This window comes from Haloferax marinisediminis (genome assembly GCF_009674585.1).
Lineage (GTDB): Archaea > Halobacteriota > Halobacteria > Halobacteriales > Haloferacaceae > Haloferax > Haloferax marinisediminis.
In genome coordinates, this window is record NZ_WKJP01000004.1 from 228,510 (window position 1) to 245,550 (window position 17,041).

General features: G+C 56.6%; 12 protein-coding genes and 1 pseudogene. 10 read left to right on the top strand and 3 right to left on the bottom strand.

Translation table 11 applies throughout. From position 1 onward, the window contains the following. Nucleotides 1–104 precede the first annotated feature (104 nt). From GJR98_RS15565 to GJR98_RS15585, 5 genes are all read left to right on the top strand, one after another. On the top strand, nt 105–1,424 hold the full coding sequence (locus GJR98_RS15565; protein ID WP_151139646.1) for a glycosyltransferase family 2 protein: 1,320 nt from the start codon (nt 105–107) through the stop codon (nt 1,422–1,424). Nucleotides 1,425–1,598: 174 nt separating this feature from the next. Further along, the gene (locus tag GJR98_RS15570; RefSeq protein ID WP_225316441.1) at nt 1,599–2,525 is read left to right on the top strand and encodes a polysaccharide deacetylase family protein; all 927 of its coding nucleotides are present in this window, start codon (nt 1,599–1,601) and stop codon (nt 2,523–2,525) included. A 13-nt stretch (nt 2,526–2,538) separates the two neighbouring features. Next, nucleotides 2,539–3,606 carry a GNAT family N-acetyltransferase gene (locus tag GJR98_RS15575; protein ID WP_151139648.1) on the top strand — a complete coding sequence of 356 codons (1,068 nt, stop codon included), beginning with the start codon at nt 2,539–2,541 and terminating at the stop codon, nt 3,604–3,606. Between the two features lie 2 nt (nt 3,607–3,608). Next, a complete protein-coding gene (locus GJR98_RS15580; protein ID WP_151139649.1) occupies nt 3,609–4,799 on the top strand; it encodes a glycosyltransferase family 4 protein in 1,191 nt (396 codons plus the stop codon). A 195-nt stretch (nt 4,800–4,994) separates the two neighbouring features. Beyond that, nucleotides 4,995–5,699, top strand: a complete 705-nt coding sequence (locus tag GJR98_RS15585; RefSeq protein ID WP_191965510.1) for a glycoside hydrolase family 16 protein — start codon at nt 4,995–4,997, stop codon at nt 5,697–5,699. A 74-nt stretch (nt 5,700–5,773) separates the two neighbouring features. Here GJR98_RS15585 and GJR98_RS15590 read toward each other — a convergent pair whose 3' ends face one another. Further along, nucleotides 5,774–8,017: a glycoside hydrolase family 16 protein gene (locus GJR98_RS15590; RefSeq protein WP_151139651.1), complete on the bottom strand. Its 2,244-nt coding sequence runs from the start codon at nt 8,015–8,017 to the stop codon at nt 5,774–5,776. Between the two features lie 713 nt (nt 8,018–8,730). On the opposite strand from GJR98_RS15590, the gene GJR98_RS15595 reads away from it, so the two are divergent. Both GJR98_RS15595 and mobA read left to right on the top strand, forming a co-directional pair. Continuing rightward, on the top strand, nt 8,731–9,162 hold the full coding sequence (locus GJR98_RS15595) for a molybdopterin-dependent oxidoreductase (RefSeq protein ID WP_151139652.1): 432 nt from the start codon (nt 8,731–8,733) through the stop codon (nt 9,160–9,162). After that, a complete protein-coding gene (gene mobA, locus GJR98_RS15600; protein ID WP_151139653.1) occupies nt 9,159–9,443 on the top strand; it encodes a molybdenum cofactor guanylyltransferase in 285 nt (94 codons plus the stop codon). The genes GJR98_RS15595 and mobA overlap by 4 nt, the downstream gene beginning before the upstream one ends. Nucleotides 9,444–9,801: 358 nt before the next feature. Here mobA and GJR98_RS15605 read toward each other — a convergent pair. Both GJR98_RS15605 and GJR98_RS15610 read right to left on the bottom strand, forming a co-directional pair. Continuing rightward, a pseudogene (locus GJR98_RS15605) lies at nt 9,802–10,120 on the bottom strand (IS5/IS1182 family transposase); the annotation flags it as partial. 143 nt (nt 10,121–10,263) lie between these two features. Beyond that, nucleotides 10,264–12,237 carry an SLC13 family permease gene (locus GJR98_RS15610; RefSeq protein WP_151139654.1) on the bottom strand — a complete coding sequence of 658 codons (1,974 nt, stop codon included), beginning with the start codon at nt 12,235–12,237 and terminating at the stop codon, nt 10,264–10,266. A 391-nt stretch (nt 12,238–12,628) separates the two neighbouring features. Here GJR98_RS15610 and GJR98_RS15615 point away from each other — a divergent pair, with 391 nt between their 5' ends. From GJR98_RS15615 to GJR98_RS15625, 3 genes are all read left to right on the top strand, one after another. Next, nucleotides 12,629–13,837: a CBS domain-containing protein gene (locus GJR98_RS15615; protein ID WP_151139655.1), complete on the top strand. Its 1,209-nt coding sequence runs from the start codon at nt 12,629–12,631 to the stop codon at nt 13,835–13,837. Nucleotides 13,838–14,053: 216 nt separating this feature from the next. Continuing rightward, nucleotides 14,054–15,415 (top strand): NAD-dependent succinate-semialdehyde dehydrogenase, encoded by a 1,362-nt coding sequence (locus GJR98_RS15620; protein ID WP_151139656.1) that lies wholly within the window; start codon nt 14,054–14,056, stop codon nt 15,413–15,415. Next, entirely contained in the window at nt 15,415–16,992 is a 1,578-nt protein-coding gene (locus GJR98_RS15625; protein WP_151139657.1) for an acetolactate synthase large subunit, read from the top strand. Before GJR98_RS15620 ends, GJR98_RS15625 begins: the two co-directional genes overlap by 1 nt. Nucleotides 16,993–17,041: the final 49 nt, after the last annotated feature.

Consider the following 17,041-nt stretch of genomic DNA (forward strand, 5'->3'; position numbering starts at 1 on the left):
TGGTGCCGATGACACGTAACTGGCACCAACAGCCATGCGGCTAAAAACGCAAACTCGGTTCACTGGCACCCAGACGTCCAATTGGTGATGGGTAATAGTCTACAATGTCAAAGTCTACATCGAAAAAACATAACAAGGCAGTCATCGGGTTCGTCGCAACGTCAGCGAACCTTGCGAAACTCACACAGAGCATCGTCGACGCGACGAGCGAGGGGTATCAAGTTCTGGTTACGCCCGACTCGACGATCAGTGATCGTGAGCTGGAGTTCGTCGTGAAGTTAGATCCGCAACTCGTGTCGCTTGTGCCGTCTGCGGACGAACGGGGTCCCCCATATCTGAGGCTCGTCGATGCTGCATCGGAGAAGGGGTCACGATTGTTCGTCTATCACGTCGATGACTCCCAATTTGATTCCAACGACATCGAGAGTGACTCGTTGCGGATGGGGAATGCAAACAACGCTACCATTCGAACGAATAACGAGTCGTTACGGAACGAAGAGAAGACGATTGCTGCAATCCCAGCACACAACGAAGAAAAAACCGTCGGTGAGGTCGTCCGCGATGCGGTCGCGTACGTCGACGAAGTCCTCGTCATCGACGATGGAAGTAGTGACGAAACCCCTGCTGTCGCGCGCGCGGCGGGTGCGACAGTCATCGAGCACGAACGAAACCGAGGATACGGGGGCGCGCTCAACACCGCGTTTCGTGAGGCTGACGAACGCGGTGCGACGACGCTCGTGACGTTAGACGCTGATGGACAGCATAATGCTGCTGACATCCCTGCATTAGTTGAACATCAACGGGAGACCGACGCATCGATTGTCGTTGGGAGCCGGTTCGTCGATGGGGCCACGTGCAACGCTCCCCTATATCGGCGGTTCGGAATCAAAGTAATCAACGTGCTCACGAATCTGAGCATGGGTGTCGTCCGCTCTGAGTCGTGGGTGTCTGACACTCAAAGTGGTTTTCGAGCATACGACAGGCAAGCAATCCAGTCCCTTGCAGCAGATAACACGATTGGCGACCAGATGAGTGCGAGCACGGACATCCTCTATCATGCCCATCACTACAATTACCGAATCGAAGAGATACCAATCAGAGTGGAGTACGACGTAGAAGACGCGAACAGCGCGAACCCAATCTCACACGGGTGGAACCTCGTATCGAACATTCTGCGGACCGTCGAACGCGAACGACCAATGACCGCTCTCGGTGTTCCTGGCTTCCTTGCGACGGTCGTTGGGGTAATGTTCGGGTATTTATTCGTGGTCCAGTATCTAACGAATGGCCAACTTCCTGTCGGAATCGCCGTGTTGTGTGCGTTGTTCACGTTGGCCGGGATGTTTGCGTGCTTCACCGGCATCATTCTCCACTCGATGAATCGTGTTCTCGAACCAAACGTCGGTACTGTTTCTCAGAGATGATTGGACAGCACGCAGACTATTCGTTCGAAGACGTTGGCGACTGGCTGACTCGGCCTTTCCGAGTGACACTCTCAATACAGATAGATGGACTGAGTTGGTGTCACACGGTTACCGTGAAGGATGACGTTTAACCCGCTTGTAACAATGACATCTAAAATACATTCTCAACCTGTGATGGAGCCCCAACCGGTGAACGCACTTAGTTTCGACCTCGAACACTGGTACTCTGCGACACTCGTCGCTGACGATACTACCGAGCCAGAAGACCACATCGAACGCTCTACAGAGATCGTCCTCGAACTTCTCGACAAGCACGACGTCTCAGCGACTTTTTTCGTCGTCGGTCAAGTCGCTGCTGAGTATCCCTCACTCGTTCGATCGCTCGTGCAGAAGGGCCACGAAGTTGCCTCACACGGTCATACACACACACCGCTATTCGAACTCACGAAAGCAGAGTTCGCAGAAGAACTCGAACAGTCTGCGAACGCGATTCGTCAGGCGACAGGAGTCGACCCAATCGGTTTTCGAGCCCCGAACTTCTCCATAACACCGAAGACAGCGTGGGCGTTCGACGTGTTAAATGCCAGCGAGTACAGATACGATTCCAGTGTGTTCCCCGTGAAGACACCACTGTATGGTGTTTCGGATGCACCAACTGCGCCCTACGTGGTGTCGTCTTCGCTGTCCCCGTTCGACGTTGGGATGGCTTACAGTGGGAGTGGAATCGTCGAGTTCCCTATCTCTGTCGTCGAGACACCACTCGAACGGTTCTCTGGATATGGGTTCCCAACGAGGATTCCGTTTTCGGGTGGATTCTACGCCCGTGTACTCCCTTCGATGCTTCTGCGACGGTTCGTCCGCCAAGTAAATCGACAGGGCCGGCCAGTAAATCTGTATTTCCACCCGTGGGAGTTCAACGAGCAGGTACAGATCGAGGGGCTCCCTATCCACAAGCGACTCGTGAGCTACTACGGAATGGACAAGGCGATTCAGAAACTCGACAATCTTCTGCACGAGTTCGAATTCGACACAGTGCAGTCTGTACTGTCTCCTGAACTCACCGAGACCACGGACAGAACGTCGACGACGCAGGTACACTAACTCAAACGAAACTATGAGCAAAACACAAACTCAACAATCTCAGATTACGGTCGAATGGTGCGACTCTCCGGCCGAGTGGGACAGATTTGTCGAACAACACAATGGCTCCCCGTACGCGCTGTGGGGGTGGGGAGATGCGAGTACACAGTACGGACACGACCGACATTACCTCGTTGCACGCGAAGATGGCGAGATAGCAGGGGTACTTCCGCTCGTGTACATTCAAAGTCGGCTGTTCGGGTCCAAGCTCGTCTCCCCACCCTATGCGGAACGTGGGTCGATACTCACTTCGGGACACAGCACCGAGCGAGTTCGCGACGCACTCCTCGAACAGACCAAGAGCCTCGCACAGGAACTGGGTGTAGACTACGTTAGTCTCCGTGGGTCTGACCTCGGCGACCCGGACGGATTCGACCACGAGCGACGGTTCGTGACCTTCGATATCTCTCTCGAAGGGGGTCCGGATGCAGTCTGGGAGAGAATGGACGAGAATCGCCAACGCGGTATTCTCCAAGCGCAAGATGAATCGATCGTGTACGAAGAAGCCGACTCTCTCTCTGACCTCCGAGAGTACTACCAGTTGAACCTCGAGACGATGCGAGGGCATGGAACGCCACCACACTCGTTCGCGTTCTACCGCCTCGTCTGGGAACGGTTCTTCGACGATGGCAATCTGAAACTCAGGCTCATCCGCAAGGATGGTGACCTCATCAACGGCGTACTCGACTTCTGCCTTGGGGACACCATCTACCAGTGGGGTGTCGTCTCAGACTACGAACATCGGTCGCTCAACGGAGGCAGCTTACTCCATTGGAAGTCCATGGAGTGGGGTGCTGAAAACGGATACCGGTCGTACGAACTTGGTCGGACACGCGAAGGGACAGGTGTCTACATGTTCAAAAAACGATTCGGTGGGAACAAAGTCTGGTACGACGATTACCACTACTTCCCCAACGAACGGGTTGCTCTCCCGGACCCAGATGACGACTCGTACGACCAACTAAAAGAAATCTGGAAGCGACTCCCACTTCCTGTCACGAGCTTCGTCGGGCCAACGTTCCGGAAGCAGATCTGTCTCTAATAATGCATGTAGTATACGTAATCGGGCAGAGTAGTGGGGGATTGCCTCACTACGCAGCAGAGTTAGCGAATGCGATGACGGAGCACGCCGACGTCACAGTGCTGAAACCGTCTGTGACTTCGGCCGATGACCTGTTCGCTGAGGAAGTCGACGTTTTGTCTGTCTTCGAGCCAATCTCGATATCGATGCCCGAGATATACAAACTCGACCTCGATCCACGTAAGGTCTATCGAGGTCTCTCCTCCTACGATAACATCGAGATCATTCGGGACCTCGATGCCGACCTCGTCCACGACCCAACGGGACTGTTTCCGCAGATGAAATTCTTCATAAAAATCCACGGAATCGACAAACAGTACCCGTTCGTCACGACGCGTCACGAAGTCCCGCCGAATCCATTTTCGCTCTCACGGCCACCAGTATTCGTCGAGAGTGTAGTCGACCTCTTGATTCCAAATCTGGACGAACAGCAATCGATCGTTCACACGAAGAGACAAAAGGAGGTGTTGGTAAACCGGGGGTACCCACAAGAGCTCGTACGCGTCATCCCTCACGGTGTGTACTCTGTATTCGGGAGTGCTCAGGAGAACGTCGCTGAACCTGAACCGAACACCCTGCTCTTCTTCGGGAATATCGTTCCTCCGAAGGGGCTCAATACACTAGTCAAGGCGATTCCACAGGTTGCACGTGAGATTCCGGACGTGAAACTGATTATCGCAGGAGACGGAAAGATATCGAGCGACTCACAGCGAATCATCGACAACTACGAGAAGAACTTCGAAGTTCACAACAGGTTCATCGAAAACGACAAAGTGAACGAACTGTTCTCGCGTGCAGAAGTCGTTACCACCCCCTATCGGAGCCAGCAGGGAACGAAAGGTCACAGTGGCGTCGTTGCCACCGCATTCTCGTTCGGGAAACCAATCGTCGCGTCAACTGCGAGCGAATTCCCCGAACTCGTTGGTGAGTCAGGTGCGGGTGTTGTCGTTCCGCCGGACGACCCACACAAACTCGCGACTGCCATAATTGGCGTACTGAAAGACGACGAAGCGAGAGAAGAGATGTCGAAACGGAGTCTCGAAATGGCTGACCGACTCTCTTGGGAAAATGTCGCGAAGCAGTATCTGGACGTGTATCGGCAAATAATCGACAACCAGTCATCGGAAAAGCGTATTTATCCTGTGAGTACGTAGATGGTGTACGTAGTTCGGCGTCAGGAGGTCTGACTCACCGACCTCAAACAGATAATGACAGAGAATCAGTTGACCAAGCGTGATGTACTTCGAGGACTCGCGGTGGGGGGAACAGTCCTGACCGCAGGATGCGTAGGCTCCCCTCTAAGAAGTACGATTGAACAGAGCGAAGCGTCCACTCTACCGGATGTCTCGGTGGACCACAGTGACGTTGGTCCGCAATACGGCGCGGTCGATACTTCCCAGATGACGCTTGCGTTCGAAGATACCTTTGAAGATGACTCGTTAGACGAGTCTCTGTGGGGGACAGAGTATCCGTGGAAGTCACGGGTCCACAACTACAACGGGTACGCAGACCCCAATAATGTCTACATATCCATGGACACGCTCGTGATCAAAGCGGAGAAGAAACCACAGAACGGCAAGACGTATACGACTGGTGTCGCGTCTCCGCGAAGGGATTTCTCGTACGGATTCTTCGAGGCGAGTGTCAAGGTTCCACCAATTGCGACTGGGTTCTGGCCGGCATTTTGGATGACGCCAGTCGATGCGTGGCCTCCAGAAATCGACATTTTCGAATTTTTCGGGGACGACCCGAGGGCTCACATGACGTATCACTATAATGACCTCTTGGGCCTGAAGAAGAAGGCTAACGGAGCAGCGGCGGTCCCTAATCCTAGTTCAAACTTTCACACGTATGCAGTCGACTGGGCCCCCGAAAAAATCGTCTGGTACATCGACGGTCAAGAGCAGTTTAGATTCACGGGCCCGAGAGTCACACAAGACGAGATGCATCTCATCTTCAACTTCGGCATCGACGCATCGTTCCTCGGGACCCCGAGAGACGAGGACCTGCCAGAAGTGATGCAGATTGACTACCTTCGTGTGTGGCAACGATAGCTACCTGTCTGCTCAGAAAATACTCCTCAGTAGCTCGTATCGCCTCTCAAAAAGGGCTCAGCCGACGACGAACGTTAGTTCGTAAAGTCGGTCTCAGTCCCGTCGTAGGTGGTTACGACGCTGCCACCGAAGGTAGACACGTCGACGACGCTACCACCGATTACCCAGTAGGCGTCTGCTCCCGAACTAACAGAGCCGAATGCCTTCCCGTTCTGGTAGTCGTCTGCAGTGTTCACGTTCGCGCTCCCGACCTCTGCAGCGAGGAGCTCAGCGTCAGTCTCGATAATGTAGTTGACCGTTCCGCTGCTGTCTGGCGAACGCTCCACGACGAGCAGATTCACGTCGGTTCCGTTTATCGTGACGTCGAGGTTTGCGTCAGCAGTGAGCGACTCGACCGTCCCGCTGAAGCGGTATTGGTCTTGGTCGCCGTCGACCTCTCCCGTAGCGGTTGCTCCGTCGATGGAGTCGGTGCTTTCGAGTGAGTCGGTCGATTGGATGGCGTCACTCACCGAGACAGAATACGCCGTGGGCGACGTGGATGTGCTCCCATCGATCGTGATCACGTTCGGAAGCGGCTCCGGTTCGTTGTCTGGGTTCACCGGGCCAGTACGGCCAGCATCGACGAGGTTCTGTGGGTCGACCGCGCTGTCGTCGACGTACACTTGGAGTGGTCCGGTGTACTGCAGGTCGATGATTTCTCCACGGAACCAGAAGCCGTCGCCGTTGAGTGAGCCACCGCTGACGGTTCCCCCAGCAATCGTTCCGTCTGCGGAGATCCATTCGTCGGATTCACCGCTGGATTGCTCGTTCGGGTCGATCGAGATGTCGCCACCGCTCACCTCGAAGGCGTAGGTCACTTCACTGCCATCTCCCGAGCGAACCCACACGTAGTGTTCCGTACTCGTCGTGCTTCCAGACGTATCCGACGTGGAATCAGTGCTGGTTGAATCCGACGTTGAGCTAGTGGAATCGGACGTGGAACTCGTGGAGTCCGACGTGGAGTCGGTACTGGTGGTGCTGTCGGTCGTCGTATCAGTGGTCGAGTCCGAAGTCGAACCACTCGACGTGTCGTTCGTTTGCGTACCGGTGACGAGCGAGTCAGCGTCGACGGGTTGGTCGTCGATATAGACTTCGAAGGGCCCGGTGTAGGCGAGGTCGTTGACTTCTCCGAAGAAGTAGAATCCGTCGCCGTTGAGGGAGCCACCACTGACAGAGCCACCTGCGGAAGTACCGTCTGCAGAGATCCACTCGTCGGACTCACCGCTGGATTGCTCGTTCGGGTCGATGCGAATCTCCCCACCCGTCGTGTGGAACTCGTAGGTGGCCTCGCTTCCGTCGGCAGAGCGAACCCAGATGTAGTGTTCGGTGTCGGTCGAACTGGTAGTGCTCGTCGAATCGGTGGTCGTCTGGGTGCTGTCGGTCGTTCCGCTTCCAGGGGCGTACTCCCACACACGGACCCAATCGACAACCATGGATTCGCCCCACGATTCAGACCGGTCGGTAGTACCGATACGGTCGATGTGAATGTTGAGCATCATATAGAATGGTGCTCCGTTGTTCAGAGACGTCATTATCGTCGGGTCGGTTGTCTCTGCGACTTTGATACCGTCGACGTAGTGGACAACACGGTCTTCCATCCACTGGCAGCCGTATATGTGGAAGTCTTGTGAGAGGTCCTCTCCAACGTCGTACGACGCGGGCTCGTCTTCGTGTGTCGAGGAGTCTCCTTTGACTCCCGACGACGAGTAGTGGATGTGGTGGTGCGAGACGTGGGTGTCGCCGTAAGAGTCACCAGTTTGGAAGAGTTCGACGAAGTCGATCTCAGGCGGCCAAGACTCGTCGTTTGGCTTCGCCCAGAATGCTGGGAGGAACCCTACACGGTCGGGCATCTTGATTTTGGCTTCCCAATAGCTTCCCGGACCAAAGTACTGTTTTCCGCGTGAGTGAACGCCTCCTGCTTTGATGTCGTTGCCGTCGTGGGTTCCCGTCAGATGTAGTTGATTGTTCCGTATTTCGACGTTCTCATCTACGATCCGCTCAGGCGACCCGTTCGTCTCTCTTCCCCAACCGAAACCGATACCCCAGTTGTTGGAGTCGAGCGTTCCAGAGTCGAAGTTGTCTTCGAGTGCGAGATTCCAATCTGCTTGATTCTGCGGACCACCTTCATCGACTACAGCGGAACCCACACCGAAACTTCCTGCACCGAGTACCGTCATTGCACCGACACCGGACATTTTGAGGAGGCGCCGGCGGCCTAGTTGGAGGGAGCTACCGTTCGTTTCTTCGTCGGGGACGTTCGGACGATCGTCGTCTCTCATTGTCACAGATTCCTGAATGAGAGGGACACATAAGTATCTTTTTTGAATGAAATTGTAGATAACAGGAACTTAATTGAACAAACATTGTATGTCTAGGATTATAACAAAACGAAAGTTGCTATTTTAAACACCAATTTAATTATATGTTTAATTTACTATCTATATGTTTATAAGATGAATTAAACTATTTACTATCGTCGAATTTTGAATAGCTTTGTATTATGTTGAGAACATATTGTACCGCTATTTAGTCGGTTAGTTTCATATGTTGTAAATCTGAACCCTCGATTTAGTATTTGGAATTTATACATTCTTTCTTCACGCACTGAATTGCTTTATTAATATATTAAGAATCATTACATTTTCAAAGAAATTAATGTTAAGTCCGTCTTAACACCATTCTGCAGTCTTGACAATTCAGAAACTTTGCCCGATGTGTACTGTCATACCGTCTAGTGTACTCATCCAGTTGGGTAGTTGACATTCTGGGGCGCAAAAGAACCCGTTTGGGGCAGTTCCATAGGAAACTCATTTCATGAAAGCGCTGTTTTCTCCTCCACACACAGCATTGGATTTACGGAGTCAGAATCTGAGACTTCGAACGAACTTCACGGGTCGCCACGAGAGCGTTAATTCGTTGGTTAGAATTCCGCTTTACAGCTCGTTGAGAATCGACTGTAGCTTAATACGAAGCGCCCCCGAAGCGTTCGACGATGACCACGCCGATACTCGTTCGTGGGCACGAAGCAGTGCCGATCGACCGAGAGGTGTTGGCTGACCTCCCACGAGAGACAGAGAAGATAGCTATCTCCTGTGCATCGGGACTCAGACACGAGTCCAAGTGGTCTGGTTTTCCACTGGGTGCGGTCCTCGAATTCGCCGATGCACCCCCCGAGACGACTCACATTGCCGTAACGAGTGCCGATGATTGTCACGTCTACGTCGCCATCCGAGATGCGCTTTCTGGACTCCTTGCAGTCGAACAGGATGGAAAGCCGTTGGAAGCACCTCGGCTGGTCGTCCCAGACATCGATGGGATGCGATCTGTCAAAGACGTCGTTGCAATCGAAGCAGTGAGTCTGGACTCGGGGACAGACCCCACTGCACTCGAACGGCACCCGAAAGTCGAGGACACTGACTCATGACGGGGATTTCACCACGTGAGGTCTGTGGCGTCGTTCTCGCGGGAGGTGACAGTACGCGGTTCGGCGACAGCGACAAAGCACTCGCACAGTTCGCCGGAAAACCACTCGTCTCCCACGTCACGTCGGTTCTCCACGCAGCGACGGGGGAACCGCCGATACTCGCGGCACGGACCGACGACCGGGCAACGATGCTCTCAGACGTACTCCCGAAACTCCCATCGATTCCGGATGCGCCCGAGAGTGACTCTCCCAAGTTGTCGTGCTATCTCTTGCTAAAATAGTCCGCCTCACTTCAGACGATCGTAGAAGACAATCGAAAACAGTCACCCAGTTACAACTTCGGGGGATGAAGTGGTTCGTGACTTCTCGACGACCACTTTGAACTTGAACCAAACCTGATGACAAGTCATCTTCACACTGACTTCGTTTCTCCGTAAATAGTGGGGTGTGAAGTTCAAATACCAGCGGTTATTCTGAGATGAGATGGTGTTTTATGCCTCCTGTGATTCCCGGAATGTCGCCAACGCGATCGCTGTCGCGATAATTTAGATAACGACCGTTCCCATCCACAACTGTTCGTTAATGACCGTGCTCTACTCTTACTGAATCCTTGTCTGTTGGCCAGTGTGAGTCATTATACAAGTGTGTGACCGAGAGGCTGAGAAGGACACGCCACACGGCCATATCGAGTCGGTCGAACGCTTTACACAACGTTGAGGGGTACGGGAGCTCCTCAAGACCGATTACTCTTCGAATACGAGGCATTTCGATGAGGTCGTCAAGAAGCATCCGGTACGTCGTATTCTTCCGTCCTTTTGAGACAGAGCAAGACGATGTGCTGACAGAGTATGTACCGCCGTTTCGAGAACTTCGAAGAGTATCGTGCAACGGCTCGACAAGCCAACTGAATTGCTTGCTCAACGAACTGGAGCAACCGGGACTTTGGGAGGGCCTGCATTCCGCTACACTAACGGCCGAACCTGTAACTCTCTGAGGATTTCAACAGAGCCACTTCTCCCCGTTTCCGTTCTAAGTGTGGTGTCTCGTGGGGGGAGGCTGCTGTTTCGCCGCCTTGCACACTGCAGTCGTGATTTTGTCGCGTCACACTCCCCAGAAGAACACGATGCCGGCCGTCGTGACGACAGTCAGGATGAGCTGGAGCGGTGCACCGACGCGCGCGAAGTCGGTGAACTTGTAGCCGCCAGGTCCATAGACCATGAGGTTCGTTTGGTAGCCGACCGGGCTGAGTAGCGGCGTGCTGGCGGCGAACGTCACCGCGAGGGCGAACGCGAAGGCGTTGACGTCGAGTTGACCTGCCACCTCGACAGCGATTGGAAGCATCAACACGACGCTCGCGTTGTTGCTCACCATCTCCGTGATGATCGCGGTGCCGAGGTAAAACGTCGCGAGCATCGCTATCGGTGTGAGGACGGTACTCCCGGCTACGATACCCGTCGCGATCAGATCCGCGGTCCCGGACGCCTCAAATGCGATGCCCAAGGGGATGACGCCCGCGATCAGGAAGATGACATCCCAGTCGACGGCCTCATAGGCGTCCGCGGGGCGGAGAATACCGGAGAAGAGCATCGCCACGACACCGGCGAGGGCGCTGACCATGATGGGGAGGACCTCGAGGGCGGCCAGTCCGACGACGCCGGCGACGATGCCCAGTGCGATGGGGATCTGTGTCCGGTCGAACTCCTCCCAGCGTCTGTCACTGAAGACGACGATCTTGTTGTCTGCTTGGAGTCGGTCCAGAACGTCCTCGGTCGTCTGGATGAGCAATACGTCACCGCCCTGCAGACGCACGTTCCGGAGGCGCTGGCGAATCACTTCGTTCCCCCGGCGGACGGCAAGCACGGTCGCGTCGTAGTCGCGCTCGAATCCAGCAACGCCGTTCCGTCTGTTCAACCACGCCCCGGGGAGCAACACAATCTCCATGAGCGAAACTTCATCTTCGGCTTCCTCCGTTCTCTCCGTGCTCTCGTCGTCGTTCGTGTTCGGGTCGGGTGTCGCCGACGGTCGGCTCCACGCGTGGTGTTCGGGCACGAATCCTTCGGGGAGCGGTTCGTACCCATCCTCTGCGGCGTCGAGGAGTTCCGGCAGGAAGTCGAGGTGGTCGTCCCCGATGACCTGTTCGAGCGTCTCCTGGCTCGCTCTTACGGAAAGGACGTCTCCGGCGTGGATCCGCTCGCTCGGGAGGCCTCGGACGATGCTGCGGCCGTTGCGCACGATCTCGAACACGTCTAGGTCGAGGTCGCCGCGCCGCAGCTCTCGCACCTGCGACCCGACGAGGTCGGAGTCCTCGTGGACGACGACGTCGGTCAGGTAGTCAGCCATCCCGAACTGGTCTGTGGGGGACCCTTCGGCGGTGATTCGGGCAGGTGTGAGATACCGCCCGACGGTCAGCAGATAGACGGTACCGACGGCCAGTACGACGGCCCCCAGTTGTGTGAACTCGAACAGCGAGAACGGCTCACCGGTCGGCCCAATCTGCGCCCAGATGGCGCTCGCGAGCAGGTTCGTCGACGTCCCGATGACGGTAAGAGTCCCGCCGAGCATCGAGGCATAGGAGAGGGGAATCAGCAGCTTCGACGGTGAGGTTCCGGTCTTCTTGGCGAGGTTCGTGACGACGGGGATGAATACTGCGACGATGGGCGTGTTGTTGACGAAGCCCGCTGACGGGCCGGCCAGTCCGACCGTCGCGAGGAGCTGTCGAAATTCACTGTCGCCCGCGAACGACTCTATCTTCTGTGTGAGGATCTGGATGACGCCGGTCTGTCTCACCCCCTCGCTGAGGATGAACATCGCCAGCACAGTGAGCGTCGCGGGGTTCGAGAAACCCGAGACGCCCTCCTCTGGGGAGACGCCCGTCCACGGACCGAGGAGGATGAGCGCGACCATCAGCGCGATGGCAGTCGTATCGATCGAGACTGGCTGGAGGACGAACAGGACGAGCGCGACGGTGACGACGGCGAGCACGACGACCACGTCAATCGAGACTGGCAACGCTACCGGGGTCTGCTGGAGGAGTGTTGGCGTCGCCAGTGCGAGAGTGTGCAGTCCGTTCGTCACAGAATCAACTATGTATGGGTACCAGTGGAGTCTACATAGTAGTACGGCTCTCATCGCTCCGTCGCCGAACGCAGGTGGCGTCCGTCGGCCACCGGCAAGGTGCGTGCCGTGAGAACTGCTTTGTGACTGCTCGCCGTAGCGGCCGGTAGTGACATGAACGATTCATTGGTCTTTACAGCTGGAATACGACAACAAGGTCTTCTACCGGAGCGGTCGGTTTCGACAGGATGAATGGTCTGTCGCGGGTGTCTCGTTGTAACCTGAACAGACCAACTTATACAAATTCAGGTAGTTCCAAATCAGGAGATTGTCACTTAGACAGACTCGTACAGAATGAATGGGGAGTGGAACAAGCATAACCGTCCAGCGACCCTCTGACTAGAGAGTCACAATGGATATCTCTGAGATACTCTCCCCAAAATTTACGGAGTTCGATATCGGTACACCGCTCTCGAAGGTCGCCGGAGCGTTCGAGAATCAGGAACTCGATTCGGTCATGGTAACAGACGGTGACGAGTACTGTGGAGTCGTCAGCCGCCGACAGCTAGCTTCTTCGTCCAACCAGCCCTCGGCAAAGGTCGGCTCACAGGTACAGCACGTCCCGACGGTCGACCCCACCGAGGACGTCCGTGAGGTCGCACGGCTCATGATCGGTAGCGACGCCAAAACGCTCCCCATACTAGACGGCGACCGTGTTATCGGTGTGGTGACTGGCGATGCCGTGCTCGAGGCTGTCCGTCCGTTTCTCGACGCGGTGACTGTCGATGATGCCTACACAACGGAGTTGATCAGTGCGACCCCTGACACCACGATTGGGGAAGCACTCAATATGCTTCGGGAAGCCGGAATCGCCCATCTCCCGGTCGTCGACGAGGGCGACCTCGTGGGTCTGCTGAGCCTGTACGACGTCATCGAGTTCACGACACGAGGCGGAAGCAAGAGCCAGGGCGGTTCGTCGAGTGGATTCGGTGGCCGCGGCGGTGGCGGACAAAATCGTGGTGGGTTCGGGGCGCGCGAAGGCGATGCCGACCGGATGCTCGACCTGCCAGTGCGGAATCTGATGTCCGATGCAGTCGCGACGGTCGAGCGGAGCGCGACGCTTGAGGCAGTCGTCGAGACGATGTTCGAGCGGGAGGTCTCTTCTCTCGTCGTCACGGCCGACGACACCGACGAGCCGATCGGTATCATCACAAAAACGGACGTCATCGAGGCGCTCACCTGGGAGCGCGACGACCGGAACGCCGTCCAGGTGTTCGGTCTCGACCTGCTTGAGGGGATGGACTACGACGACGTCGCCAACCTGATCGAAAGTATGACCTCGAAGTACGCTGAGATGAGCGTGATCAAGGCCAGCATCGAACTGCAGGAGCACAAGGAACAAAATCGGGGTGTGCCGCTGGTGCTCGCACGAATTCGGCTGGTCACCGACCGCGGCTACTTCACGGCCGATGGGGAGGGATACGGTGCCTCTCACGCTCTCCGACTCGCCGCGAACGCGGTCGAACGTCAACTGCTCAAGGGGAAGACCTACGGCGACTCGAAGAAGCATCCCGACACTGACGAGCAGGCACAGCTCTACGGCTGGTGGCTTGGCGGGTAATCGGATCGATGTCTACAACCAGATGAGTACCCGTTCTGGCTGACACATTCACAGAGATGCAAGGAGAAAGCCAGCCACTTCAGTCGTTGGTAACCTGAACGCACCCTTGGTGCTCGATGTGGTTGGCATCTCGGTGCCGTGCACTCCGCCCGCCGACGGACAGGAGTCGACGGCGCCCCTGTGAGTTAACCTCTTGCACACCTAATTCACACGGGCATGGACGTAGTTGACCCGTCGACTGGCGAGCGAATCGAATCGTACGCGGAACACACCCAATCGGGGGTCGAAAAAGCGCTCGATCGGGCGAATGCAGCGTTCGAAGACTGGCGCCTCCGGCCAGTTCGGGAACGCGAAGAACTGCTTGCAGCTGCCGGTGAGGTCCTACGCGAGAACAAACGCAAGTACGCCGAAACGATGACTCGTGAGATGGGAAAACCGCTCTCACAAGCTCTCGCAGAGGTCGAAAAGTGTGCGTGGGGCTGTGATCACTACGCGGAACATGCGAGTGCGTACCTGGAACCCGAGGGACACCCCAGTCCACCGGGAGCGGCGGTCGAAACCGTCTACGAGCCACTGGGACCAGTCCTCGCAGTTATGCCGTGGAACTTCCCGTTCTGGCAGGTGTTCAGATTCGCCGCCCCGTCGCTGACGGCGGGGAACGTCGGTCTGCTGAAACACGCCTCCAACGTCCCCGGCTGTTCGATGGCAATCGAGGAGGTGTTTCGCGAGGCTGGTTACCCCGAGGGAGTCTTCCAATCACTGTTGGTCCCGTCGGAGTTCGTCGACGAAATCCTCGCGGACGAACGCGTCCGGGCCGCGACACTGACCGGAAGTGGACCGGCTGGGAGGGCCGTCGCGTCGACAGCGGGCGAGCACCTCAAGAAGACAGTTCTGGAACTCGGTGGAAGCGACCCGTTCATCGTTCTCGACGACGCTGATATTTCGGCCGCCGCGGAGACCGGCGCGTGGGCGCGAAACCAGAACGGTGGGCAGTCCTGTATCGCAGCCAAACGATTCATCGTTCACACGGACGTGTATCAGGCGTTCCTCGACCGGTTCACCGAGGTGGTCTCGTCACTCACGGTTGGCGATCCGATGGACGAGGAGACCGACGTCGGTCCACAGGCCCGTCAAGACCTCCTGGAGTCCCTCCACGGACAGGTAGAGGCGAGTGTCGAGGCGGGCGCACGAGTCGTCACAGGTGGTGAACCCCTCGACCGGCAGGGTGCGTACTACTCCCCGACAATCCTTGCCGATATCCCTGAGGGCTGCCCGGCCGACAGCGAGGAGACGTTCGGGCCCGTCGCCGCTGTCTACGAAGTCCCAGACGAGACCACGGCGATCGAGAAAGCCAACGATACCGAGTTCGGTCTGGGTGCGAGCATCTGGACCGAAGACCGTGAGCGCGGCGAGCGACTCGCTCGACAGATCGACGCCGGTAACGTGTACGTGAATCAGCTAGTGAAGTCCGATCCACGGGTCCCGTTCGGTGGGGTCAAGGAATCTGGCTACGGCCGAGAACTCTCGAATGCGGGCATCATGGAGTTCGTCAATCGCAAGACCGTCTGGGTGGAATAATGAAGGCGTCCGACCTCCTCGTCAGATGCCTCGAAACAGAGGGTGTCGAGTACGTGTTCGGGCTCCCGGGAGAAGAACTCGAGGGCCTGCTGTTCTCACTTCGAGATTCGGACATCCAGTTCATCCCAGTTCGACACGAACAGGGTGCGGCGTTCATGGCCGACGTCCACGGTCGGTTGACAGGCGAAGCTGGTGTCTGCCTCTCCACGTTGGGGCCGGGTGCCACGAATCTTCTCACGGGCGTCGCGGACGCCCATCTGGACAAGTCCCCACTTGTCGCGATTACGGGACAAGGGGGGCTCGAGCGCCTCCATCAGGAGAGCCACCAGGCCCTCGATATCGTCCACATGTTCGAGCCGGTCGTGAAGTGGAACACACAGATCACCGATGCCGAGATCATCCCGGAGTCAGTACGCAAGGCGTTCAAGCTCGCCGAGTACGAGAAACCCGGTGCGACCCACCTCGAGTTCCCCGAGGACGTTGCAGCACAAGAACTCGACGCAGAGCCTCTTCCAACTCGGCCACGTGTGCGACGGGCTGCCCCCGACGAACGGTCACTCGACCACGCCGTCGAACTCCTCGAGAACGCAGACACCCCGCTGGTGTTAGCCGGTAACGGTGCCGTCCGAACGTCAACATCGAACCGGTTGCGCGAACTTGTCGACCACGCTGGGATGCCCGTCGTTTCGACGTATATGGGAAAGGGAGCGGTCTCGGATCGTCTCGATAATTCGCTTATGACACTCGGTTCTGGACCGCAGTCCGAGGCGTCCACGGCAATCTCCCGGGCCGATTGTGTACTCGCAGTCGGCTACGACATCGCTGAGCACGACCCTCGCTCGTGGAACGCCGACCTCGATAAGGCCATCATCCACGTCGATCACGAGCCTGCAGAAGTATACCGACACTACAATCCTGACGTGGAAATTGTCGCGGACATCTCGACGGTCCTCCGAGAGCTACGGATGCATCTCGAATCAGCGCCTGGGCCGGAGTGGTGCCAGGAACTGCGCGAGCGAATCGTCGCGGACGTGCAACGAAAACCCGAGTCAGACGACACATTCTCGGTGAAACGGACGCTGCCGTTCCTCCGGGAAGTGATGGCCGACGAAGACATTCTGCTCTCCGACGTTGGGAGTCACAAGATGGCAATCGCACAGAATTTCCCTACCTACGAACCCAACACGTGCATCATCTCGAACGGGTTGGCAAGTATGGGAATTGCCGTCCCCGGCGGAATCGCTGCCGATCTCGCGACCGATGCGAACGTCGTCGTCGCGACCGGTGATGGTGGGTTTCTGATGAATGCAGCTGAGATAGAGACGGCCACCCGCCTCGACCTCGGTTATACGATTGTCGTGTACAACGACGACAACTACGGCCTCATCTCGGAGAACCAGCTCGCACACACCGGTGAACACTTCGGAACCGAACTGACGAACCCCAACTTCGAACGATTCGCCGAGAGCTTCGGGATCGATAGCTACCGGCCAGAGACATGGTCCGAGGTGGAGACCGTCCTCGAAAGTGTCGTTCCTGCGAACGAGATGTCCCTGGTCGAGATCACGCTTGGGTAACACGGAGGTCTATTCTGCTCCCTCCCTCTCGACGGCTATGACGAGAGAG

Excerpts from the sequence above, each read along its gene's own strand:
- GJR98_RS15565 (WP_151139646.1), top strand. The coding sequence starts at position 105 with ATGTCAAAGTCTACATCGAAAAAACATAACAAGGCAGTCATCGGGTTC.
- GJR98_RS15595 (WP_151139652.1), top strand. The coding sequence starts at position 8,731 with ATGACCACGCCGATACTCGTTCGTGGGCACGAAGCAGTGCCGATCGAC.
- GJR98_RS15590 (WP_151139651.1), bottom strand. The coding sequence starts at position 8,017 with ATGAGAGACGACGATCGTCCGAACGTCCCCGACGAAGAAACGAACGGT.
- GJR98_RS15580 (WP_151139649.1), top strand. The coding sequence starts at position 3,609 with ATGCATGTAGTATACGTAATCGGGCAGAGTAGTGGGGGATTGCCTCAC.
- GJR98_RS15575 (WP_151139648.1), top strand. The coding sequence starts at position 2,539 with ATGAGCAAAACACAAACTCAACAATCTCAGATTACGGTCGAATGGTGC.
- GJR98_RS15620 (WP_151139656.1), top strand. The coding sequence starts at position 14,054 with ATGGACGTAGTTGACCCGTCGACTGGCGAGCGAATCGAATCGTACGCG.
- GJR98_RS15570 (WP_225316441.1), top strand. The coding sequence starts at position 1,599 with ATGGAGCCCCAACCGGTGAACGCACTTAGTTTCGACCTCGAACACTGG.
- GJR98_RS15615 (WP_151139655.1), top strand. The coding sequence starts at position 12,629 with ATGGATATCTCTGAGATACTCTCCCCAAAATTTACGGAGTTCGATATC.
- GJR98_RS15625 (WP_151139657.1), top strand. The coding sequence starts at position 15,415 with ATGAAGGCGTCCGACCTCCTCGTCAGATGCCTCGAAACAGAGGGTGTC.
- mobA (WP_151139653.1), top strand. The coding sequence starts at position 9,159 with ATGACGGGGATTTCACCACGTGAGGTCTGTGGCGTCGTTCTCGCGGGA.